19 protein-coding genes, 1 tRNA gene and 2 rRNA genes (1 of these 22 only partly in view) are annotated in these 23,248 nt (G+C 58.1%); 5 read left to right on the forward strand and 17 right to left on the reverse strand.

The features are described from left to right. Positions 1–38 precede the first annotated feature (38 nt). The 11 genes from LRR79_RS14430 to LRR79_RS14475 all read right to left on the reverse strand — a co-directional run bounded on the left by LRR79_RS14430 (position 39) and on the right by LRR79_RS14475 (position 10,445). Positions 39–866 (reverse strand): sulfite exporter TauE/SafE family protein, encoded by an 828-nt coding sequence (locus LRR79_RS14430; RefSeq protein WP_231757884.1) that lies wholly within the window; start codon positions 864–866, stop codon positions 39–41. Then, positions 866–1,075 carry a cbb3-type cytochrome oxidase assembly protein CcoS gene (gene ccoS, locus LRR79_RS14435; RefSeq protein ID WP_231757885.1) on the reverse strand — a complete coding sequence of 70 codons (210 nt, stop codon included), beginning with the start codon at positions 1,073–1,075 and terminating at the stop codon, positions 866–868. Before ccoS ends, LRR79_RS14430 begins: the two co-directional genes overlap by 1 nt. Positions 1,076–1,122: 47 nt before the next feature. Then, positions 1,123–3,654: a heavy metal translocating P-type ATPase gene (locus LRR79_RS14440; RefSeq protein WP_231757886.1), complete on the reverse strand. Its 2,532-nt coding sequence runs from the start codon at positions 3,652–3,654 to the stop codon at positions 1,123–1,125. A 4-nt stretch (positions 3,655–3,658) separates the two neighbouring features. Then, a complete protein-coding gene (locus LRR79_RS14445; protein WP_231757887.1) occupies positions 3,659–4,192 on the reverse strand; it encodes a FixH family protein in 534 nt (177 codons plus the stop codon). 74 nt (positions 4,193–4,266) lie between these two features. Then, on the reverse strand, positions 4,267–5,682 hold the full coding sequence (gene ccoG / locus LRR79_RS14450; protein ID WP_231757888.1) for a cytochrome c oxidase accessory protein CcoG: 1,416 nt from the start codon (positions 5,680–5,682) through the stop codon (positions 4,267–4,269). A 156-nt stretch (positions 5,683–5,838) separates the two neighbouring features. Beyond that, entirely contained in the window at positions 5,839–6,747 is a 909-nt protein-coding gene (gene ccoP / locus LRR79_RS14455) for a cytochrome-c oxidase, cbb3-type subunit III (RefSeq protein ID WP_231757889.1), read from the reverse strand. Next, positions 6,744–6,968: a CcoQ/FixQ family Cbb3-type cytochrome c oxidase assembly chaperone gene (locus LRR79_RS14460; RefSeq protein ID WP_043321044.1), complete on the reverse strand. Its 225-nt coding sequence runs from the start codon at positions 6,966–6,968 to the stop codon at positions 6,744–6,746. The genes ccoP and LRR79_RS14460 overlap by 4 nt, the downstream gene beginning before the upstream one ends. 12 nt (positions 6,969–6,980) lie before the next feature. Further along, positions 6,981–7,598 carry a cytochrome-c oxidase, cbb3-type subunit II gene (gene ccoO / locus LRR79_RS14465; protein WP_231757890.1) on the reverse strand — a complete coding sequence of 206 codons (618 nt, stop codon included), beginning with the start codon at positions 7,596–7,598 and terminating at the stop codon, positions 6,981–6,983. Positions 7,599–7,610: 12 nt separating this feature from the next. Next, on the reverse strand, positions 7,611–9,071 hold the full coding sequence (ccoN, locus tag LRR79_RS14470; protein WP_231757891.1) for a cytochrome-c oxidase, cbb3-type subunit I: 1,461 nt from the start codon (positions 9,069–9,071) through the stop codon (positions 7,611–7,613). A 59-nt stretch (positions 9,072–9,130) separates the two neighbouring features. Further along, a complete protein-coding gene (locus LRR79_RS17410) occupies positions 9,131–9,181 on the reverse strand; it encodes a hypothetical protein (RefSeq protein ID WP_407665254.1) in 51 nt (16 codons plus the stop codon). Between the two features lie 43 nt (positions 9,182–9,224). Next, the gene (locus tag LRR79_RS14475; protein ID WP_231757892.1) at positions 9,225–10,445 is read right to left on the reverse strand and encodes an argininosuccinate synthase; all 1,221 of its coding nucleotides are present in this window, start codon (positions 10,443–10,445) and stop codon (positions 9,225–9,227) included. A 352-nt stretch (positions 10,446–10,797) separates the two neighbouring features. Between LRR79_RS14475 and pyrC the strand changes: the two genes are divergently transcribed. The 4 genes from pyrC (at position 10,798) to LRR79_RS14495 (ending at position 14,994) form a co-directional block, all read left to right on the forward strand. After that, positions 10,798–11,835 carry a dihydroorotase gene (gene pyrC, locus LRR79_RS14480; protein ID WP_231757893.1) on the forward strand — a complete coding sequence of 346 codons (1,038 nt, stop codon included), beginning with the start codon at positions 10,798–10,800 and terminating at the stop codon, positions 11,833–11,835. 48 nt (positions 11,836–11,883) lie between these two features. Next, positions 11,884–12,564, forward strand: coding sequence for a ribonuclease T (gene rnt / locus LRR79_RS14485; RefSeq protein WP_231757894.1), 681 nt, complete (start codon positions 11,884–11,886; stop codon positions 12,562–12,564). A 92-nt stretch (positions 12,565–12,656) separates the two neighbouring features. Then, complete coding sequence (locus tag LRR79_RS14490; protein WP_231757895.1) at positions 12,657–14,603, forward strand: extracellular catalytic domain type 1 short-chain-length polyhydroxyalkanoate depolymerase; 1,947 nt, start codon at positions 12,657–12,659, stop codon at positions 14,601–14,603. A 193-nt stretch (positions 14,604–14,796) separates the two neighbouring features. Continuing rightward, complete coding sequence (locus LRR79_RS14495; RefSeq protein ID WP_043321079.1) at positions 14,797–14,994, forward strand: hypothetical protein; 198 nt, start codon at positions 14,797–14,799, stop codon at positions 14,992–14,994. A 220-nt stretch (positions 14,995–15,214) separates the two neighbouring features. On the opposite strand, the gene secF is transcribed toward LRR79_RS14495, so the two are convergent. From secF to queA, 4 genes are all read right to left on the reverse strand, one after another. Continuing rightward, entirely contained in the window at positions 15,215–16,219 is a 1,005-nt protein-coding gene (secF, locus tag LRR79_RS14500) for a protein translocase subunit SecF (protein ID WP_231757896.1), read from the reverse strand. Positions 16,220–16,229: 10 nt separating this feature from the next. Beyond that, the gene (secD, locus tag LRR79_RS14505) at positions 16,230–18,098 is read right to left on the reverse strand and encodes a protein translocase subunit SecD (protein ID WP_231757897.1); all 1,869 of its coding nucleotides are present in this window, start codon (positions 18,096–18,098) and stop codon (positions 16,230–16,232) included. A gap of 175 nt (positions 18,099–18,273) precedes the next feature. Next, complete coding sequence (tgt, locus tag LRR79_RS14510; protein ID WP_456085668.1) at positions 18,274–19,389, reverse strand: tRNA guanosine(34) transglycosylase Tgt; 1,116 nt, start codon at positions 19,387–19,389, stop codon at positions 18,274–18,276. Positions 19,390–19,474: 85 nt separating this feature from the next. Further along, positions 19,475–20,530, reverse strand: coding sequence for a tRNA preQ1(34) S-adenosylmethionine ribosyltransferase-isomerase QueA (gene queA / locus LRR79_RS14515; protein WP_231757899.1), 1,056 nt, complete (start codon positions 20,528–20,530; stop codon positions 19,475–19,477). Between the two features lie 138 nt (positions 20,531–20,668). Between queA and LRR79_RS14520 the strand changes: the two genes are divergently transcribed. After that, positions 20,669–20,755: transfer RNA gene (locus tag LRR79_RS14520), tRNA-Leu, on the forward strand. Positions 20,756–21,260: 505 nt separating this feature from the next. On the opposite strand, the gene rrf is transcribed toward LRR79_RS14520, so the two are convergent. After that, positions 21,261–21,376: ribosomal RNA gene (rrf, locus tag LRR79_RS14525) — 5S ribosomal RNA — on the reverse strand. A gap of 218 nt (positions 21,377–21,594) precedes the next feature. Further along, positions 21,595–23,248, reverse strand: a 23S ribosomal RNA gene (locus tag LRR79_RS14530); it runs 1,227 nt beyond the window's last position.

Below are 23,248 nucleotides of genomic sequence, written 5' to 3' on the forward strand. Positions count from 1 at the left end.
CGCCAGACGCGCACCAGCGTGGTACCTGAAGGGGAGAATCAGTCGGCAGCTCCGTCGTCAGACTCATCATCCGCGGTATACTGATCGGCGTGATGATGGTGGTGATGGGAGCCAGCAGAGGGTTCGACAGGAAGTTCTTCTGAGTGGGATTCCGTATGCGGGCCGTGCTGCCCGGCATGGCCCCCATGCTGGCCGTGATCGCCGTGACCAAAGCCCCCCCAAAGGGTCCACAGCCCGAACACGAATACCAGAGATGCCATGGACAGGCGTACGCCGGGTTTCTGGATCAGCGCGCGCAAACGGGTTGCCGCCACTCCCGTGGCCAGTACCGCCGGCGCCGTACCCAGGCCGAATGCAAACATGGCCAGCGCGGCTTGCGGCGCACTGCCCTGCGCCAGGGCATAGGTCAGCGCACTGTAAACAAGGCCGCAGGGCAACCAGCCCCACAGGGCCCCCAGAGCGACGGCCTGCGAAGTGGAATTGACCGGCAACAGACGCCGGGAGAGTGGCTGCAACCCGCGCCACAGCACGGCGCCGCCGCGCTCCAGCCACACCAGCCCGCGCCACCAGTTCGCCAGGTACAGGGCCATCGCAATCAGCATCAAACCGGCAACGACCCGCAGTGGTGCCAGACCGGCGGCTAGGTCCACCGCCAGATAGGCGCCGACGGCGCCGACAATCAGCCCCATCAGCGCATAACTGGCGATCCGGCCCGCGGAGTAACCCAGCAGTCTGGGCCACTGGGGCTTCTCGCCGGGCACCGCCAGCCCCAGCGCGCCGGAGATACCGCCGCACATCCCGATACAGTGGCTACTGCCAAAAAAGCCGATTGCCAGCGCCGCGGCCAGCACGCTCCATTCGGGCATCAGTCGCCCTTCCGCCGGTGGTTTTCCGCCGGCGCGCGATCAGCTTCAGACGCGCCTGGGGGCGGGACCACGTCATCGTCAAACAGGATACGGCGCCCCTCGGTCTCCAGGTCGTCGTACTGACCACTGTTTACCGCCCAGAAAAACAGCTTCACCGCGCCGGCGATGAAGAGAATCACAATGGGCACCAATAAGAAGATACTGTCCACGTATACCTCGGCAGGACAAACAAAAGATTACCAATGGGGCGCTCGCGCTACCCCTTCGGCTGCCAGCGGGACAGGCGCAGCGCGTTGACCACCACAATCAGCGAACTCAGGGACATGCCAATGGCCGCCGCCCAGGGGGGCACCAGCCCGAGAAACGCCAGGGGCAATGCCAGGGCGTTGTACAGGATCGCCCAACCCAGGTTCTGGCGAATAATTGTGCGGCACTTGCCTGCCAAAGCAAAGGCCCTCGGCAGAGCCTGCAGATCCCCCTGCAGCAAAATGGCATCCGCCCGGGATTGTGCCAGATCTGCCGCCGACATCATGGCAACGGAAACATCGGCCCCGGACAGCACCGGAACATCGTTGATGCCGTCACCAATCATCAATACCCGCTCGCCCTCCCCCTGCAGTGCCTTCAGGCGGCGAAGCTTGTGCTCCGGTGAGGCCCCGGCACGATATTCGGCAATACCCACGCACTCCGCGACCCGCGGCACTTCTGCCGACTGGTCGCCGCTGAGAAGCTCGGAATTGACCCCCTGTGCGGCCAGCATGGCAACCGCATCCGGCGCAGTGGGGCGCAGCGCATCTCCCAGGCCCAGCCAGGCCACGGGCCCGCGCTGATCTCCCAACATTAACCACTGGCCCTGAGCAGACGGGACCTGCGGGTCCGCTATGGGTATCGCGGTTGCGCGATCAGCGAGCTCGAGCACGAATCCGGGGGCACCGAGGCGGTACACCTGTCCGTCACAGCGCCCCTCCACACCGCAGCCGGTCACCGAACGCAGCCCATCGGCAGCGCGATTGCCAAACCAGGGCCGGAACGCGCGCGCCAGCGGGTGATTGTTGCGGGCCTCCAGCGCTGCGGCGATATCTCGCGCCGCCTCCTCACTGATACCGGTACGCAGCGGGTGAACCGCGCGTAGCTGCGGTGCCCCTTCCGTGAGGGTCCCGGTCTTGTCGAAAATCACCCGCGTCACTCGTGGCAGCGCTTCGAGCACATGCCCACGAGCCACCAGCAGCCCGAGCTGCTGCAGGCGCAGTGTTGCAGCAGCCAGTGCAGCGGGCGTCGCCAGAGACAGAGCGCAGGGACAGGTGACCACGAGCACGGAAAGTGCCACCCAGAAGGCCCGCTCCGGCGCCTGCTGCCACCAGAATACAAAAGCCGCCACTGAAATCATCAAGACTGCGGCAATAAACCGCCCGGCAATGCGATCGGCCAGCGCGGCCTGCGCGGGCTTATCCAGTTGCGCCTGCTCGACCAACTTTTCAATGGCCGACAGCCGGGTGCCACTACCGGCGGCAGTGATACGCACCGTCAGAGAGGAGTCGCCGTTGACGCTGCCGGCGAATACCGCACTGCCGGCCTGTTTCTGCTGCAGCGCCGATTCACCGGTCAGTACCGATTCATCCACACCGCTGGCTCCCTCGGTAACCACGCCATCCACAGGCACGGTATCCCCGGGTCGCAACAGAATGCTTTCGCCCTCGGCCAGGGCGGCAACCGGAACCGACTCCACCTCGCCATCACGCCCCAGTCGCAGTGCCGCCAGCGGCAGCAGCTGCGCGAGGCCGCCGCTGGCCAGGCCCGCCTTGTGCCTCGCCCGCATTTCCACAAAGCGTCCCAGCAACAGGAAGAAGGTGAACATGGAAACGGACTCGAAGTAGACCTCACCGGTATCAAACACCGTGGCATAAACACTGGCGCCATAGGCGAGGCCGATGGCCAGGGAAACCGGAACATCCATCACCAGGTGGCTACTGCGCAAGGCACGCCAGGCGGCGCCGAAAAAGGGTTGAGCTGCATAGCAGACCACCGGCGTGGCCACCACCAGAGACACCCAGCGGAAGAACTGCTCAAACTGAAGGTCAATGCCCTTACTGCCACCAAAATACAGGGCGATGGCAAACATCATCACCTGCATGGTTCCGAGCCCGGCGACGCCGAGGCGACGAATTGCCCCGCGGCGCTCCTGCTGCAGCATACGTTCACTGTTCGCAGCGGTCGCGGGCGATGGACGATAACCAATGGAAGCCAGGGCAGAAAAGATCGCACTGACCGCAACCCGGTGCGGGTCGAAGACAATTTGTGCGCGGTGGGTACTGGCATTGACGGATACCCGCGCCACCCCCGCCAGTGACATCAGCTGTTTTTCTATCAGCCAGACACAGGCGGCACAGGTGATACCGCCCACCAGCAAGCTCACCACCTGCAGCTTGTGTGGGTTTTCAATACCGGGCAGTGTGCCAGAGTATGCGCGCACGAACTCACTCTGCACCTGGGGCAGGTCATATGCCTGCCAGCGCTGCCGCTCCGACCCACCTTCCGGGCGCTCACTGTTCTGCTCGCGAAAGCGATAAAAGTTATCCAGCCCCCCCGCCACAATAGCGCCCGCCACCGCTTCACAACCGGGGCAACACATAGCGCGCGCTATCCCATCGATTTTGACGGAATAATGGCTACCTTCGGCAACTGGCAGACCACAGTGAAAACAGGCGTTTTCACTGTCCGGGGAGTGCGAGGTGACGTTCGAGGAAGACTTCGAAGGCGTGTCGGTGGTGGTTTCGAGCGGTTCGATCATTGAGTCACTGCTCGACGGGTTTCAGGGGCACTCCGTTGCCAATATTGAAATTGATCTCGCCTTTCAGGCGCCACTGTGCCTCGCTCTCCTGCTCGCCCAGCGGGCTTACCTGCAGATACCAACGGTGCTGCAAGGGCGCGGCTACCTGTCCACGGTAGCGGCCCGTGGAAATTTCTTGCAGCAGGATACGCTCATCCAGATCCGCTTCCACCGGGTGGCTCAGCACCAGTACCAGTGACTCCGGATAGCCAGGCAGGTCGCCGCGCAGATCCAGGGACACGGTTTTGTCTTCCGGCGAAAACAGGATCATTCCGGCCAGGTTCATGGCCTTCGCCCGCTGATCCTGTTCCGCGCTGTAGTGGTACAGACGGCTGTCCTTGTAATAGGTATCACTGACCACATCGTCACCGTGACGCACGGCGACGGAGACCAGAACGAAGGATACGATCACCACCAGTATCAGCGGTGACATAACCATCCAGAACCAGGGTTCGCGAAACCAGGGTGCGGTCTTGTTGGAATTTGCTTTTTGAGACACAGAATCAACCAAAATCTGCTGAAACCCGGTGGAGCAGCGGTGCCTTCAGCCCCGCTCCGCCCGACCTGGTCTGTTTACTTGGGGCCGATAAACACCGTTTTGTGTCGATCGTTGAGTTCCGGTGCACCCTTCGCCTGGATCTCGATATAAATATCGTGCTTGGTGTCCTGCAGCTGCTTCTTCGGCACACTGACCCGAATGGGCACGGAGTATAACTCGCCCGGGTTCACCAGTGGGCTTTGCTGCATGCGTAGCGAATAATCGTACCCGGGCTTGCCGGTGATTCGAATGCTGAACTCGTGGGGCCGCTGATCCATATTGTTGATCTTGACCGTGTAGACATTCTGCACCATCCCCTGGGAAATGCGATACATGCGCGCGCCGCGGTCACGCAATACTTCCGCCTGCACCGGAGAGCGGGTGGCCACCTCATAGGAGAAGGCTCCGATCAACAGCAGCAGCACCAGACCATAACCCACCAACCGCGGCCGTATATACTGGGTTTTGCCGGTTTCCAGCTCGTCTTCCGAGGTGAAACGGATCAACCCCCGCGGGTACTGCATTTTGTCCATTACGCTATTGCAAGCGTCCACACAAAGGCCGCAATTGATGCACTCGTACTGCATGCCATCGCGAATATCGATATCCACCGGGCACACCTGCACACACCAGTAACAGTCGATGCAGTCGCCCAGGCCCTGGGCCTTGTAATCCACACCCTTCTTACGTGGCCCACGGGCTTCCCCACGCCTGGCATCGTAATACACCGCCAGTGTGTCCTTGTCGTACATGACCGACTGAAAGCGTGCATAGGGGCACATATATTTGCACACCTGCTCGCGCATAAAGCCTGCATTGAAGTAGGTGGCAAACATAAAGAATGCGACCCAGAAAGCTCCCTGTGGATGTGCGGTAAAGGTTGCGAGATCGACCACTAGATCGCGGATACCATAAAAGTATCCGACAAACGCCAGGGCCGTGGCGAGGGATATCAGCAGCCAGATCGCGTGCGTGCCCCCCTTGCGCAGCACCTTCTCGGCGCTCCAGGGAGCGGCATCCAGTTTCATGCGTTTCGCACGGTCACCTTCACATACCCGCTCGGCCCAGATAAACATCAGCGTCCATACGGTTTGCGGACAGGTAAAGCCACACCAGACCCGCCCCAGCCAGGTGGTGACCGCAAACAGAGCAAATGCAGAGATAATCAACAGAGCAGCAAGCAGGATGCCGTCTTGCGGGCCAAAGGTCGCCCACAGTATGTGGAACTGCCGCGCGGGCAAATCGAAATGTACGGCCTGGCGCCCATCGATATTGAGCCAGGGAATAAAGAAAAATGCGAGTAACAGAGGCAGGCCGGTATATTTGCGGATACGGGTATAAACGCCGCGGATATGCCGGATATAGACCTTGTCGTCTGACTCGTAGAGCATGCGATAGCGGACTTCGCCACCACCTTCCTGCTCTTCCCGGGTAGGAATTCTATCGCTCACAAAACCTCGCTTGCCCGAAGGGACTCGGGATGGATACTGCAATCATTGCAATGAGGCTTGTTCTTCTTCCCTGCAGTGCCATTCCCTGTGGACAATGGGGGCTCGCGCCCCCATTGACTGAAGTGGCGCAAACTGGGTTGCGCCAATGCGATCCACTTATTGCTGCACGTCTTCCTGACGGGACAGACTGTAGACATAAGCGGCGACCAGACGGATCTTGTCTTCCCGCAGCTTGTCTTTCTGGGAGGGCATGTTATTGCTTCGGCCGCCACGCACGGTGTGCTGAATTTCTTCACGGGTGCCGCCATAGAGCCAGATATCGTCGGTCAGGTTCGGTGCACCCAGTGCCTGGTTGCCCTTCCCGTCCGCTCCGTGACACGCCATGCACACGGTACCGAATACCTGCTTACCCTGCTCGGCGAGGGCGGCATCATGCTCCAGACCATTCATGGCCAGAACATATTCGGTGACATTCTTCACCCCGTCTTCGCCGATGATCGGCCCCTGCGGCGGCATCAGCCCCTGGCGGCCGTTGTGCAGTGTTTCCAGAATTTTCTCCGGAGTGCCGCCATACAGCCAGTCATTGTCGGTCAGGTTCGGGAAACCGTAGTTACCGCCGCCGTCCGCGCCATGACAGACCGCGCAGTTGTTGGCAAAAATACGCGCTCCCATTTTCAGCGCTTCGCGATTCTCGGCAATTTCCTCGATCGGCATATCCACATACTGGCCAAAGTTCTCTTTGAACTCAGCCTGGGCCTTGGCCTCCGAGGCTTTCAGGGCACCGACAGACGTCCAACCGGCGATCCCTTTAAAGTTACCCATGCCCGGATAAATCACCAGATAGGCGGCGGAAAATACCAGTGTGAAAATGAACAACAGGAACCACCACTTGGGCAGTGGGTTGTCATACTCCTCGATGCCATCGTACACGTGGCCGGTGGTGCGGTTTTCCGGGTCGTCCTGATCGTCGACCGCCACTTTGCGGTTTGCAAAGAGAACCCAAGTTACCAATGCGAGATTGGCGAGGGTGAGCACAATTACCCAAACACTCCAAAATGTACTCATTTGTCCTGCCCCTGTTCCTGTTTCTTACCGGCCTCGTCGCCAGTGGTGCTTTCGCTCTCGCGAGCGGACTTGTCTAGAGTTTCCTGCTCATCGGCGAATGGCAGCTTTGCATCTTCCTCAAAACGCTTTTTGCGCTTGGGAGAGAAAGCCCACCAGCACACCGCGAGGAATGCCAGTGCGCCGAGAACAACGGCAATCTGCCGCAGAATATCGATAGTCACCGATTACCTCGCTTAGCGTTTCTGCTGTACCAGGATGCCCAGCTGCTGCAGGTAGGCGACCAGAGCATCAATCTCGGTAACGCGACCGCCCACAAAGGGTTTGCTGGCGTTGGCGATATCTTCATCGGTGTAGGGAACACCCACCGCGCGCAGTGCCTTCATCTTTCTCGCCGTATGTTCCCCGGTGACGATATTGTCAAACAACCAGGGGTAAGACGGCATGATGGATTCCGGTACCACGTTGCGCGGATCGTACAGGTGCGCACGATGCCACTCATCGGAATAACGGCCACCCACGCGGGCGAGATCAGGGCCGGTACGCTTGGAGCCCCACAGGAAGGGGTGCTCATACACGGACTCCTGAGCCATGGAGTAGTGGCCATAGCGCTCTACTTCCGCGCGCAGCGGGCGCACCATCTGGGTGTGGCATACGTGGCAGCCTTCGCGGATGTAAATGTCGCGGCCTTCCAGCTCAACCGGGCCCAGAGGCTTCAGGCCTGCAATGGGCTCATTGTTGTTGGTGGTGAAAAACTGGGGAACGATTTCCACCAGGGCACCGAAGCTGATCGCGACCACGATCAGCACCATCATCAGGCCGATGTTCTTTTCTACGATGTCATGATTTTTCACGATCGTTTCCCCTTAAGCATTCTTCGCAATCGGCAGGTTTTCGTCGTGCCGCACTTCGCCTTCTTTCGGCTCGTCGGTAACGGTGCGGAATACGTTGTACGCCATCAGGAACATGCCGGTCAGGAAGAAGGCACCACCCAGCCAGCGCACGATATAGCCCGGGTGGCTGGCAATCACACTCTCCACAAAGCTGTAGGTCAGAGTGCCGTCGGCGTTGAAGGCGCGCCACATCAGGCCCTGGGTAATACCGTTCACCCACATCGCAGCGATGTACAGAACGGTGCCCACGGTGGCGAGCCAGAAGTGCGCATTGATCAGCTTGACGCTGTACATTTCCTTGCGCCCCCAGAGGACCGGCACCAGGTGATACAGGGCACCAATGGAGATCATCGCCACCCAGCCGAGTGCGCCGGAGTGCACGTGACCAATAGTCCAGTCGGTATTGTGGGACAGTGCGTTTACGGTCTTGATGGACATCATCGGACCTTCAAAGGTGGACATACCATAGAAGGACAGGGACACCACCAGGAAACGCAGGGTCGGGTCAGTGCGCAGTTTGTGCCAGGCACCGGACAGAGTCATGATGCCGTTGATCATGCCACCCCAGGAAGGTGCAAGCAGAATCACAGACATGATCATCGCCAGGCTCTGGGTCCAGTCCGGCAGTGCCGAGTAATGCAGGTGGTGACCACCGGCCCAGACGTAGATCGAAATCAACGCCCAGAAGTGCACGATGGATAGCTGGTAAGAGTAAACCGGGCGACCGGCCTGCTTCGGCACGAAGTAATACATGATGCCGAGGAAGGCGGCAGTGAGGAAGAAACCGACCGCGTTGTGGCCGTACCACCACTGGATCATCGCATCCTTGGTGCCGGAGAAAATGGAATAGGACTTGAACGGCGCAACCGGAATTTCCAGGTTGTTGACGATATGCAACGCGGCGATGGTGATGATATAGGCGCCGAAGAACCAGTTTGCCACATAGATATGAGAGGTACGGCGCTTGGCAATGGTGCCGAAGAACACGATTGCATAGGCAATCCACACCAGGGCAATCAGGATATCAATCGGCCATTCCAGCTCCGCATACTCCTTACTGGAGGTGTAACCCAGCGGCAGTGTAATTGCAGCGGCGATAATGACGACCTGCCATCCCCAGAAGGTGAATGGAATCAGCCAGCCACCCCACAGACGGGTCTGACAGGTACGCTGCACCACATAATAAGAAGTCGCAAACAGCACGCTGCCGCCAAACGCGAAAATAACCGCGTTGGTATGCAACGGACGCAGACGACCAAAGTGGGTGAAAGGCTGCCACAGATCGTTCAGCGCCGGCCAGGCCAGCTGTGCGGCGATCAGGACGCCGACGCCCATACCAAAAATACCCCAGACCACCGACATGATGGTGAACTGGCGCACAATGTTGTAGTCATAGTCCGGCAGCTTGCCGGCCTCTGCCACTGTAGTCGTCATTGTGTTACTTCCGTTGCTTTTAGAGATTCGTTTCCGTCAACGCGGGGCACTCGCCATAATCACCAATAGGGGGCGGCGGCTATACCCTTCACGGTAGACCGGGTGGGCACAGGAACGACGATTTAAACGCTGTTATCGCCCTTCCCGGCTGATTTAGATCAAGTCTCTGCCCTTACCTGCCGCAATACGCAGGCGCAAGGCGTTCAGTTTGATGAAGCCCTCGGCATCCTTCTGGTCGTAGGCCCCGGCATCGTCCTCAAAGGTGGCGATCTTTTCATCAAACAGGCTATCTTCAGAGCGGCGACCGACAGCGGACACACTGCCTTTATACAATTTCAGGCGTACTTCACCGTTTACCACCGACTGGGACTGATCAATGGCGGCCTGCAGCATTTCGCGCTCAGGGGACCACCAGTAACCGTTGTAAATCAGTTTCGCGTAGCGCGGCATCAACTCGTCTTTAAGGTGCGCCACTTCGCGATCCAGAGTAATGGACTCAATCGCGCGGTGCGCTTTCAGCAGGATGGTGCCGCCGGGAGTTTCGTAACAGCCGCGGGATTTCATGCCCACGTAGCGGTTTTCCACGATATCCAGTCGGCCAATACCGTTGGCACCACCGAGCTTGTTCAGTTTCTCCAGCAGGGTCGCCGGGCTCAGACGCTCACCGTCAATGGCAACCGGGTCGCCGTTTTCGTATTGCAGGGTGATGTAAGTGGGCTTGTCCGGGGCCGCTTCCGGGCTGACGCTCCAGCGCCACATATCTTCTTCCGCTTCCGCCCAGGGCTCTTCCAACACACCGCCCTCGTAGGAGATGTGCAGCAGGTTAGCGTCCATGGAGTAAGGGGACTTTTTCTTCTTGTTGGAAAAGTCCACCGGAATCTTGTGCTGCTCACAGTACTGCATGAGCCTTTCGCGGGAGTTCAGATCCCACTCACGCCAGGGTGCGATAACCTGGATTCCTGGCTTCAGGGCATAGGCGCCCAGCTCGAAACGCACCTGGTCGTTACCTTTTCCGGTGGCCCCATGGGAAATGGCATCTGCGCCGGTTTCGTTGGCAATCTCGATCAGGCGCTTGGCGATCAGTGGGCGGGCGATGGAGGTACCCAGCAGGTACTCACCTTCATATATGGTATTGGCGCGGAACATCGGGAATACGAAATCGCGCACGAACTCTTCGCGCAGGTCGTCGATGTAGATCTCTTTCACGCCCAGAGCTTCGGCCTTGGCACGTGCCGGCTCCACTTCTTCACCCTGACCGATATCGGCGGTAAAGGTGACAACCTCACACCCATAGGTATCCTGCAGCCAGCGTACGATTACCGAAGTATCGAGCCCGCCGGAATATGCCAATACCACCTTATCGATCTTGCTCATTACTATCCTCTGTATAGTGGGCCCGTGCATGCGGGCTGTGCCGTCACTCCAGACGCACTGCCGCCGTAACGGGCTGTGCACCTGTGAAAACTGTCGGTCTGGGGGGATTATTTTTGGATGTGTGCCCAGGTACTGCGGGTAGGCCGCCTTTTTTCGGGGCGCGATTGTAGCGCCTAGAACGGCATACGACTAGCACCAGACGGCCAGCCGAAAGATCGCACAAAAAGCAGGCAGCGCATCTGCTTACTTTACATTCAATCTGGCGAGAAATGAGACATTCGCTGCAGTTTTCGCAATTTTTTGACGCTTCGGGTAGCATCGGCGCCGCGATCAATCCGGGAGGAGATATTCGGTGGAGCCCAAACAGCAAATTACGCTGCGTAAACCAGATGACTGGCACATTCATTTGCGCGATGGCACAGCCTTACCGCGCACCGTAGGAGACGCCGCCGACCAGTTTCAACGGGCCATCGTCATGCCCAATCTGGTGCCGCCCGTTGTCAACGCCGCCGACGCCCTGGCCTACCAATCGCGTATTCAGGCGGCCATCCCGGAAGGCAACGCCTTCACGCCGCTGATGGTGATCTATCTGACCGATAACACCTCCGCAGAGGTGGTCCAGCAGGCGCACGCCGCCGGAGTGGTTGCCGCCAAACTCTACCCGGCCGGTGCCACCACCAATTCCGACTCCGGCGTCACCGACGTCGCCAATATCTATCCGGCGCTGGAAGCCATGCAGTCCTGCGGGATGAAACTGTTGCTACACGGCGAGGTGACCACCAGCGACATCGACATTTTCGACCGCGAGCGGGTGTTTATCGAAAACATTCTCGAGCCGGTCGTGGACGATTTTCCCAATCTGAAAATTGTGCTCGAGCACATCACTACCGCCCATGCTGCGGAGTTTGTGGCCCAGGCCCGCGAGGGCGTTGCCGCCACCATCACTGCGCACCACCTGCTGTACAACCGCAACCATATGCTGGTAGGCGGCATCCGCCCGCATTACTACTGTCTGCCGATCCTGAAACGCGGCTACCACCAGAATGCGCTGATCGAAGCCGCGACCAGTGGCAACCCGAAATTTTTCCTCGGCACGGATTCCGCCCCCCACACACAGGGTAAAAAGGAAACCTCCTGCGGCTGTGCCGGGTGCTACACCGCTTTCAGCGCGATCGAGCTCTATGCGGAAGCCTTCGAGCGCGCCGGCAAACTGGACAAACTGGAAGGTTTCGCCAGCGATTTCGGCCCCGACTTCTATGGCCTGCCGCGCAATACCGATACCATTACACTGGTGCGCGAGCCCTGGACCCTTCCCGCGGGCCTGCAGATGGGCGACGACGCCCTGATACCACTGGCCGCCGGCGAAACCTTGAACTGGCGCCGGGTATAATCCCCGGTACCACCGCAAATTTGAATTGGCTTAGACCTCAGGATACCCGTGACCCCAGCAGAAACGCCCAACGGCCCCAAAAGTCTTCTGGCTCAACGCTTCCGCGGCTTTCTGCCGGTGGTGCTGGACCTGGAAACCGCGGGCTTTAACGCCCGCACCGACGCTCTGCTGGAAGTGTCGGCGGTCATCCTGAATATGGATGAAGCGGGCACCCTCTACCCGGAGGAGACCCATAGCTTCCATATCGAGCCCTTCGAGGGGGCGAATATCGAACAGTCTGCGCTGGACTTTATCGGCGTAGACCTGGACTCGCCGGATCGCGACGCCTGGCCAGAGGAAATTGCCTTACCGGAACTGTTCCGACAGATCCGTCGCGCCATCAAGAATCACAGTTGCACACGCGCCATTATGGTGGCGCACAATGCACACTTTGATCTGGGTTTTATCAATGCCGCAGTGGCACGCTGTGGCCTGAAGCGCAACCCGTTCCACCCCTTCTCCTGTATGGACACCGCCACCCTGGCGGGACTGGCCTACGGACAGACGGTGCTCGCCAAAGCCTGCCAGACCGCGGGAATGGCCTTCGACAATAGCGCTGCGCATTCCGCGGAATACGATGCGGAAAAAACCGCCGAGCTGTTCTGTGGCATCGTCAACCGCTGGCGCGATCTGGGCGGATGGCCGCTGGCAGCCGCTACGGACGACTTGCCGGCAGAAGACGCGGGCTGACCGCCCCCTTGCATACGACTTAGGTCGCATATTCACCGTTTCGGCCCCTCGCTAGGCTGGGGTTGCTTCCAATAAAAATAACGGTGAAAGCGATGAAACATTTCGAGCAGCGCAAGCTCCTGGGCGCAGGCCTGGGTCTATCTCTATTGCTGGGTACGGCAGCGGCAGACGCCGGTAGCTGGCAACAGAATGTCGCTATTGGCGGCTTCAACAAGGTTCATATTTACACCCCAGACTCAAATTCCCCCATCGGCGATGGCAAATCGCTGCTGGTGGTACTGCACGGGTGCACCCAATCCATCGATGCCTACCTGGGCGCAAATCTGGAACAGGCCGCGGAAGAATACGGCATGGTAGTGGCAGTACCCGATGCCATGAACAAGGCCGGCTTCAGTTGCTGGTCCTATTGGCAGGGCACCCGTTCACGTACCGCCGGTGACTACAAGAACCTGATCACGCTGGCAAATACCATGAGTGGTGATTCCAGTCGTGGCATAGATCCGAATCAGGTATATATCGCAGGCTTATCCTCTGGCGCTGCATTTGCCAATACCACCGCCTGTATCGCCCCGGACGTCTTTGCGGGTATGGGGATCAGCGCAGGGCCGAGTATCGGTACCAGCTCCAGTGGTGCCATCGGCAGCTGCGAGACCGCCAACGTCACCAGCCGCTGTAATTCGTACGCCGGCGGCTACGCCGATCACTTTGACACCCAGGTGGCATCCATCGCCCACGGCACCAACGACACTACCGTAGACGATTGTTACAACACCCAGAATGCGGAAGGTATGGCCGGTGTCTATGGTGTCGTTCAACTTCCCGGTACCAACACGTATACGGATAGCGGTCGCAGTGCTAGCGAAACCCTGTGGCAAGACGGGCGTGTCTCCATGCTCTGGCTGAATGGTGTCGACCACGCCTGGTCAGGCGGTCAGGGCGCCAGCGGCAGCTACATCAGTGGTGCGGGTATCAATTACGCCAGTTACTTGGGCCAGTATTTCATCGACAACAATCAGCGCGTCGACCGCAACAGCGGACCGGTCATCAGTGATATCAGTATCAGCACCAGCGGCAGCCAGGTACTGGTCAGCGGGCAGGCAATGGACGCCGAAGGCAGCGTGCAAAGCGTTGATGCCACCTTTGACGGAGACACCAGCAGTTCGGTGAGTGGAGGCACCGACGCCAGTGGTTTTTTTTCATTGACCAGCCCGCCGCTGGCGGATGGCCTTTATGAAGTCACCGTCACCGCAACAGACGATGAAGAGGCCGCTGGAGAACCCTACCTGTCGACTGTGCGGGTAGGTCCGGAGCCGCCGGCCATGGCGCCGGAGCTGAGCAACCTCAGCGCCCATGTGGCCGGTCAGTGCGTTTCTGTGAGTGGCAATGTGGTCGATCAGAATCAGGATCTCGAAAGCGTCACCATCGCATTCAGCAATGGCAGCATCAACGCATCAGTGGCAGGCACCGACTTCTCCGGTGAGCAGTGCGATCTGCCCGGCGGCGCAGGAACCGCCACGGTAACCGCGACGGATATGGCGGGCCTGAGCAGTAGCTCGAGTGTAAGCTTCGTCGCCGATGCCGGCGTCACTGCGACCCTTGACCAGCACATCGCTGCTGGCCGCCTCGACTACACCAACTACGCCAACTGCTACCTGGAATACAGCAGCGCCAGCTTTCGCCTGGATGAATTTCCCGTTAGCGGTGGTCAGTGCCAGTGGCGGGACACCGATGCGTCCTGCAACGGCCCCCAGGTAGCCTGCACTGGCAGTGCCAGTGGCGGAAGCAGTTCCAGTAGCTCTGGAGGCAGCAGTTCGAGCTCCGGCGGAAGTGGCTCGGGTGGCAACGGTGAAACCTGTACCGAGCACGCCACCTACAACTACTACCAGAAGACCGCCGGCCGCGCCTACAGTACTGGCAACCCCATGGCCCCGGACTATTTTGCCCAGGGTAGCGACGAGCCGATGTCTGGCTCAACCTGGGGTCTGAACACGCTTCACAGCAGCGACGGCAACACCTGGTCACTGGGTGGCTGTCCCTGACAGCCACCTGAACAATCGCAATCAATCACAGATAAAGGCCTGATAAATCAGGCCTTTATCGATTTACCAGGCAAGAAAATCTGCCCCCGCGCCACTCCGTGAACAGCGGGACAAGAAGGAGGCATTGTGGCGGGTGATTTTTTGCACAAATTGCGGTATTATCTGCCGTTCATGCATAAAAGTGGACAGAATTGTGGCTAAAAAAGCATCCAGCGCCAGCAAACGCGGCAAGGAAACCGTTTCTACGGAGTCGCGCGAAGCCATCGAAGCTCAGATTCAGGCGTTCCTTGCCAGTGGCGGCGAGATTGAGCAGGTGCCCAAAGGGGTCAGTGGTCAAACCAACACTTCTGGTCCCAAGCATATTACTCTCGGTAAGAAGCCCCGCGCCTGACCCAGTTGGTCCCGAGCGACCGACGATCTCAACCGTCCCCGGCTAGCCCGCGATACTCGCAGCCCCTTAAAAAGGGTTGCCGTTCTATTGTGACGCGCTGAAAAAGTGCTCCGCCTGAATGCCTCACCCCTGACCTCAGAACACCGGTGAACCCAGATAGCCGAGACACAAAAAAGGCGGGTTGTCCCCGCCTTTTTTCGCTTGCCGTCAAATTCCTGCGCTATGGCATTTCATCCAGTTCTGCCCCTTCTTTCACTGGCGGCATCAGATCTTCCTTGGAAGTCTTCATTGCCATCAGGACATTGGCTGCCACATACACGGAAGAGAACGTACCGATCACCACACCCACAATCAGCGCCAGGGAGAAATTGTGGATCAGCTCGCCGCCGAAGAACTGCAGCGCCCAGAGTACCAGTAAGGTGGTGAACGAGGTCATAAAGGTACGACTGAGCGTCTGGCTTATGGAGATATTGATGACCTCCTCCGGCTCGGCCTGACGAACTCTGCGGAAATTCTCCCGCACCCGGTCGTAAACCACAATGGTGTCATTGATTGAGTAACCGATCACCGCCAGTACCGCGGCGAGCACGGTTAAGTCGAAGTCCAGACGCAGAATGGCGAAGAAGCCCAGTACGATAATTACATCGTGGATCAGGGCCACTACCGCGCCTACGGCAAATTTGTACTGGAAACGCAGCGCTACATATGCCATTACCACCACCAGCGCGAACAGCATGCCCAGGCCGCCATCGTCGCGCAGCTCTTCACCGATCTGCGGGCCAACCATTTCCACCCGGCGCAGGTCAATGCTGCCGTCACTGTGCTGGCGCAATACGCCCACAACCTTATCGCCGACAGAGTTAGTCGCTTCTGCGTCGCGCGCATTCTGCTGCGCCTGCTGCTCGGCGACCTCTGGTGGCAGCTTGATCAGCAGCTCGCTGTCCGAGCCAAAATTCACCACCGCGGCGCCTTCGAAGCCCGCGTCCTCCAACTGGCTGCGCACATCTTCAATTTTCGGGGCATTTTCGTAGCCCACTTCAATCTGGGTACCGCCGGTAAAGTCGAGCCCGAGCTTCAGGCCGTTCATCGCCAGCGCCACAATGGAGGCGATGACCAGGACGAACGAAAATACAGCAGCGACTTTGCGCCAGCGCATGAAGTCGTATACACGCTTGCCCATATACTCGGTGATCTTGCCGTTCTCTTCTTTGGTATTGCTACTCATCACCCTTCCCTCAAATCCAGAGTTTCTGCACACGGCGGCCGCCGTAGAACAGGTTAATCAAAGCACGGGTGCCCATGATGGCGCTGAACATGGATGTCAGGATGCCGATCGACAGGGTGACCGCGAAGCCCTGTACCGGGCCGGAGCCGATGGCGTACAAGATGACAGCCACAATCAGGGTGGTGATGTTGGCGTCGACAATGGCACTGTAGGCATTATCGAAACCGGAGTTGATCGCGGATTGAGGTGGCAGACCATTGCGCAGCTCCTCCCGTATTCGCGAGAAGATCAGCACATTGGCGTCTACCGCCATACCGATGGTCAGTACCATACCGGCGATGCCCGGCAGGGTCAGGGTTGCGCCGAGAATCGACATCACCGCAACAAGGAGGACCAGGTTGACCGCTAGCGCGATATTCGCCGCCAAACCGAATACCCGGTAGAACAGCAGCATACAGATAACCACCGCCAGCAGGCCAATCTGGACCGAAGTCAGGCCGACCTTGATGTTGTCCGCTCCAAGAGACGGGCCGATCACGCGCTCTTCGACAAAGTACATGGGTGCGGCCAGGGCACCGGAGCGCAGCAGCAGGGCCAGTTCCTGGGCTTCCGCCGGACTGCCAAGACCGGTAGTGCGGAACTGGCGGCCAAGTGGGCTCTGCACGGTTGCCAGACTGATGATCTTCTTGTCGTCGGTGCGTTTCTGCACCACAACTTCGTTACCCTCTGCGTCGATCTGGGTCTCCGGGGTAAACCGGCTTTCCACAAACAGCGTGCCCATACGGCGGCCGACATTTTTCCAGGTCGCGCGGTGCATCAGTTCGCCACCACGGGCATCAAGAGTGATGTTGACCTGGGGGAAGCCGCTTTCGTCGTAGCCGACGCGCGCATCGGTTACCCGCTCACCAGAGATGATGATTTTACGCTCCAGCCAGGCACCACCGTACGCTGCCCGCTCCTGTTCATTGCGGTACTCGAAGTATTCTTTGTTGGTCACCAACGCATCCTGCTTGGCTTCCATGCGGTATTCCAGGTTCGCGGTCTTACCGATAATCCGCTTGGCTTCCGCCGTATCCTGAACCCCCGGAAGCTCAACCACGATACGGTTGCGGCCCTGACGCTGGACGATAGGCTCGGCAACACCCAGTTCGTTTACCCGGTTGCGCAAAGTAGTGAGGTTCTGGGTTACCGCATAGTCTTCCAGCTGCTTGATTTCCTGCTCAGATAAAGTGGCGCGAATTTCCAGGTTGCTACCACCACCGCTTTCGCTGAGCTGCAGGGTGGGAAATTCACTGCGCAATGTGCGCATACCCAGGGTACGCAGATCTTCACTACGAAATTTGGCGACAATCTCGCGATCGTTTTCCAGCTCCACACTGCGATAGCGCGCTTTGGCACCCCGCAGCTTGGACTTCACGTCCGAGACATAACCTTCCATATTCGTCTTGACGATGGAGTTAGTGTCCACTTCCATCAGGAAGTGCACACCGCCGGCCAGGTCAAGGCCAAGCTTCATCGGACTCGCGCCCATATCCATCAACCATTCGGGCGTCGTCGGCGCGAGATTGAGGGCCACTACGTATTCGCTGTGCCCCAACGCTTCCTGAATCGCGCGCTTGGCAGGCAGCTGTTCTTCATTGGATTTGAGACGCAACAGGATCGACTTGTCCTGCACCTCGCCGCCGAAGTACTCGATACCAGCCTCGTCCAGCGCCTTCTGTGCTTGATTGAGCACATTCTGATCAATTTCCAGGGCGCTGGATTGACCGGACACCTGTACTGCCGGGTCTGGTGGGTACAGGTTCGGCGCTGCGTACAACAGCCCCATTCCGACGACGATCAGAATCAGGAGATATTTCCAGAGGGGGAAGCGATTCATGCTGTTCTCATTGTTGAGCTGGCCCGTTTGCACAAATACAGTACGGGCACGTTTTTTTTGGTAACTGACGATATGCGGACGCCCGGGCCCGATTACAATCCGCCGGGCGCACCGTTCAGAATCGGGAGCTGATTATACGGGGATAGACAGGTGGCACAAATGAACACCGGCCCACTCACCCCAGAGGTGGAACCTCTCGTCCCAGCCCCTGATAGAACGAGGCCACATAGGCCTCCAATGTGCCTTCAGCAATCGCGTCGCGCAGTCGTTGCATCAGGCGCTGGTAGTGACGCAGGTTGTGGATGGTGTTCAGCTGGGAGCCGAGAATTTCCCCACATTTATCCAGGTGGTGCAGATAGCTGCGGGAGAAGTTCTGGCAGGTGTAGCAATCACACCCCTCCTCCAGAGGCCCGGTATCGTGCCGGTGCTTGGCATTGCGAATCTTTACCACGCCTTCAAAGGTGAACAGGTGGCCATTACGGGCATTGCGCGTCGGCATTACACAGTCAAACATATCCACGCCGCGGCGTACCCCCTCCACCAGGTCCTCTGGCTTGCCCACGCCCATCAGGTAACGGGGCTTATCGGCGGGCATCTGGTGCGCGAGATGATCGAGCACCTTGATCATCTCCTCCTTGGGCTCACCGACAGACAGGCCGCCGATTGCATACCCGTCAAAACCGATATCGGTGAGGCCCGCGAGAGAAATGTCGCGCAGCTCCGGGTACATCCCTCCCTGCACAATACCGAACAGGGCCGAGGGGTTATCCCCATGGGCATCTTTTGAGCGTTTCGCCCAGCGCAGAGAGAGTTCCATGGATTTACGCGCCTCGTCCGGTGTCGCCGGATAGGGAGTGCACTCATCAAAGATCATCACAACGTCAGAGCCCAGGTCTCGCTGAACCTGCATGGACTCTTCAGGGCCAACAAATACCGGGCTGCCGTCGACCGGCGACTTGAAAGAGACCCCTTCCTCACTGATCTTACGCATCTGGCCGAGGCTGAACACCTGAAAACCGCCGGAGTCAGTCAGTATCGGCCCCTGCCACTGCATAAAGTCGTGCAGACTGCCGTGGGCCTTCACCACTTCCGTACCCGGGCGCAGCATCAGGTGAAAGGTGTTCCCGAGGATAATATGGGCGCCAATCCCCTCTACATCCCGGGGCAACATCCCCTTTACTGTGCCGTAGGTACCAACGGGCATAAATGCCGGCGTCTCCACGACCCCACGGGGAAAATGCAGCCGCCCGCGACGGGCTTTGCCGTCTGTGGTATCCAGCTCAAACTTCATAAAACATTCGCGGCTCAAGGCACTCTCTCCTCGTGTAAAACTTCTTCACCCTTCGATGTGAGGCAGATGACAGGCCCCCAGTGGCTTATCGATGTCCAACTTCTGCCGGATCTACCGATGGGTTGCGTTCGATCAGCATCGCATCACCGTAGCTGAAAAAGCGATACCTGTGCTCGACAGCCTGGGTATAGGCGGCCATTGCGTGCCGGTAACCCGCAAAGGCGCTGACCAGCATCAAGAGCGTAGATTCTGGCAGATGGAAATTGGTGATCAGACGGTCGACGACCCGGAATTCATATCCCGGGTAAATGAATATATCCGTCTCACCCTGGGTCGGCTTCAGGCTCCCGCCGGCGGCGGCACTTTCCAGCGCGCGCACACTGGTCGTCCCCACCGCGACCACTTTTCCTCCGCGAGCACGACAGGCTACCACTGCATCACAGACTTCCTGAGAAACGTCGAGAATCTCACTATGCATTTTATGGGTATTGATATCGTCCACACGTACCGGCTGGAAGGTACCCGCCCCAACATGCAGGGTGACGAACGCGGTTTCCACTCCTTTGTCGCGTAACGACTGGATCATCTCGTCGTCAAAATGCAGCCCCGCGGTGGGTGCTGCAACTGCACCGGCATGGCGGCTATACACCGTTTGATAGCGTTCTTTATCAGCGTCCGTATCCGCCCGGTCAATATACGGGGGCAAAGGCATATGTCCCTGGCGGTCCAACACAGGCAGCACTCCCTCCGCAGGAAACACCAGCTCAAACAATGTATCGTGGCGGGCAGTCATCTCCAGAGAAGTACCATCCTCCAGCTGAATCTCGCTTCCCGGCTTGGGTGATTTGCTGGAGCGGATGTGAGCCAGTGCGCGACGCTCGTCGAGCACACGCTCTATCAAGACCTCCAGCTTACCACCGCTAGCTTTGCGGCCGAATAAACGCGCCGGGATCACCCGGGTATCATTGAATACCAGCAGATCTCCAGGCTTGATCAGCTCCAGAATATCGGCAAACTGGCGGTGCGCCAGGGCTCCCGTTTCGCCATTAAGATACAGTAATCGGCTGCCACGGCGCTCTGCAGTTGGCGCTTTGGCAATCAGCGACTCCGGTAAATCAAAGTAAAAGTCTTGGCGTTGCATCGGTTCAGTCTTGGCATTAATAAATCGGCCGCGAAGAGTAACGGAAAGCACCTCGAGAGCCAAATCTGGTTGACCCGCCCCGGCCCATCGCTATAATCATCGTCCTTTCCAGCCGGCCCTGCTGTCGGTGACGGATCTGCCAGAGTGGTGAAATTGGTAGACACAGGGGATTCAAAATCCCCCGCTAGCGATAGCGTGCCGGTTCGAGTCCGGCCTCTGGTACCAAACAAAAAAGCCCTGATTGCGCGAGCAATCAGGGCTTTTTTGTTTGGTACTGGGGGCTGGTTGAGAAACGGCACTCGGTTCGACCAACTGCACCAGCAGTTGGGACGCCGAAGGCGCCCGCAGGGGCACATCGGCTGCGCCGATGTGATCAGTCCGGCCTCGGGCAGGTGGCAGCGGGCTAGTTAGACCCGCCATTCCAATCCCCGTACATTTTCGAAATGCTTGCACGACATCAAACAGGCTCCGACATAAGAGAGCAGGTCATCGGTAGGCAGTAGCGTTCGGTCAGGTGGAGCAGTGAACCTGGACAACGATGGCCTACACTGGGTGTCGAGCTGCGCTCGCCATCGCTGGGCGACGCCTTTCGGCGCCCGTGCCTCCGCTCCTTCGGAGCATGGGCGCTCCCCATGGCAGCGCTTTGCGCTGCATGGTAGTAAGAGAATTTCATCGTATCCTAAATACAAAAAAGGCCACCCCATTGGGGTGGCCTTTTTTGTATTTAGAAGCCTGACGATGACCTACTCTCACATGGGGAATCCCCACACTACCATCGGCGATGTTGCGTTTCACTTCTGAGTTCGGCAAGGGATCAGGTGGTTCCACAACTCTATTGTCGTCAGGCAAACTGGCTTGGGTTGGCGTGGTCTTATAAGCACTTGGCTCGGCCTGGCCTGTTATCGCTGTTTGCCTCGATCAGCTTTCTGATCGGCGATAACCCCAAATAAGTCGGTAAAACATTCTGTAGTAATACACCGCAAGAACTGTATGTCTCGTCTCGCGCACAATCCGCTGATCTCTCATTCGATGAATCAGTTATCGTCAGTAACCATCTCTGTTGTATGGTCAAGCCGCACGGGCAATTAGTACTGGTTAGCTCAACGCCTCACAACGCTTCCACACCCAGCCTATCAACGTGGTAGTCTTCCACGGCCCTTCAGGACTCTCAAGGAGTCAGGGAGATCTCATCTTGAAGGAGGCTTCCCGCTTAGATGCTTTCAGCGGTTATCCCGTCCGAACATAGCTACCGGGCAATGCCACTGGCGTGACAACCCGAACACCAGAGGTTCGTTCACTCCGGTCCTCTCGTACTAGGAGCAACTCTTCTCAAATCTCCAACGCCCACGGCAGATAGGGACCGAACTGTCTCACGACGTTCTAAACCCAGCTCGCGTACCACTTTAAATGGCGAACAGCCATACCCTTGGGACCGGCTTCAGCCCCAGGATGTGATGAGCCGACATCGAGGTGCCAAACACCGCCGTCGATGTGAACTCTTGGGCGGTATCAGCCTGTTATCCCCGGAGTACCTTTTATCCGTTGAGCGATGACCCTTCCATACAGAACCACCGGATCACTATGACCTACTTTCGTACCTGCTCGTCATGTCTGACTCGCAGTCAAGCGCACTTATACCATTATGCTCATTGCATGATTTCCGACCATGCTGAGTGCACCTTCGTACTCCTCCGTTACTCTTTGGGAGGAGACCGCCCCAGTCAAACTACCCACCATACACTGTCCTCGATCCGGATAACGGACCAGAGTTAGAACCTCAAACATACCAGGGTGGTATTTCAAGGATGGCTCCACTGCAACTGGCGTCACAGTTTCAAAGCCTCCCACCTATCCTACACAAGTAGGCTCAAAGTTCAGTGCAAAGCTGTAGTAAAGGTTCACGGGGTCTTTCCGTCTAGCCGCGGGTACACTGCATCTTAACAGCGATTTCAATTTCACTGAGTCTCTGGTGGAGACAGCGTGGCCATCGTTACGCCATTCGTGCAGGTCGGAACTTACCCGACAAGGAATTTCGCTACCTTAGGACCGTTATAGTTACGGCCGCCGTTTACCGGGGCTTCGATCAAGAGCTTCGCATACGCTAACCCCATCAATTAACCTTCCGGCACCGGGCAGGCGTCACACCCTATACGTCCACTTACGTGTTTGCAGAGTGCTATGTTTTTAATAAACAGTCGCAGCCACCTGGTCACTTCGACCGGCCTCAGCTTAGGGAGCAAGTCCCATCACCAAAACCGGCGTACCTTCTCCCGAAGTTACGGTACCATTTTGCCTAGTTCCTTCACCAGAGTTCTCTCAAGCGCCTTGGTATTCTCTACCTGACCACCTGTGTCGGTTTAGAGTACGGTTCGCAATTGCCTGAAGCTTAGAAGTTTTTCCTGGAAGCATGGCATCAACCACTTCACTTACCGAAGTAAGCTTCGTCGTCAGCTCTCGGCCTTAGGGACCCGGATTTGCCTAAGTCCCCAGCCTACTACCTTAAACACGGACAACCAATCGCCGTGCTGGCCTAGCCTTCTCCGTCACTCCATCGCAGCAATTGCAAGTACAGGAATATTAACCTGTTTCCCATCGACTACGGCTTTCGCCCTCGCCTTAGGGGCCGACTAACCCTGTCCCGATTAGCGTTGGACAGGAACCCTTGGTCTTCCGGCGGGGAGGTTTTTCACCCCCCTTGTCGTTACTCATGTCAGCATT

The organism is Microbulbifer elongatus (assembly GCF_021165935.1).
Classification (GTDB): domain Bacteria; phylum Pseudomonadota; class Gammaproteobacteria; order Pseudomonadales; family Cellvibrionaceae; genus Microbulbifer; species Microbulbifer elongatus.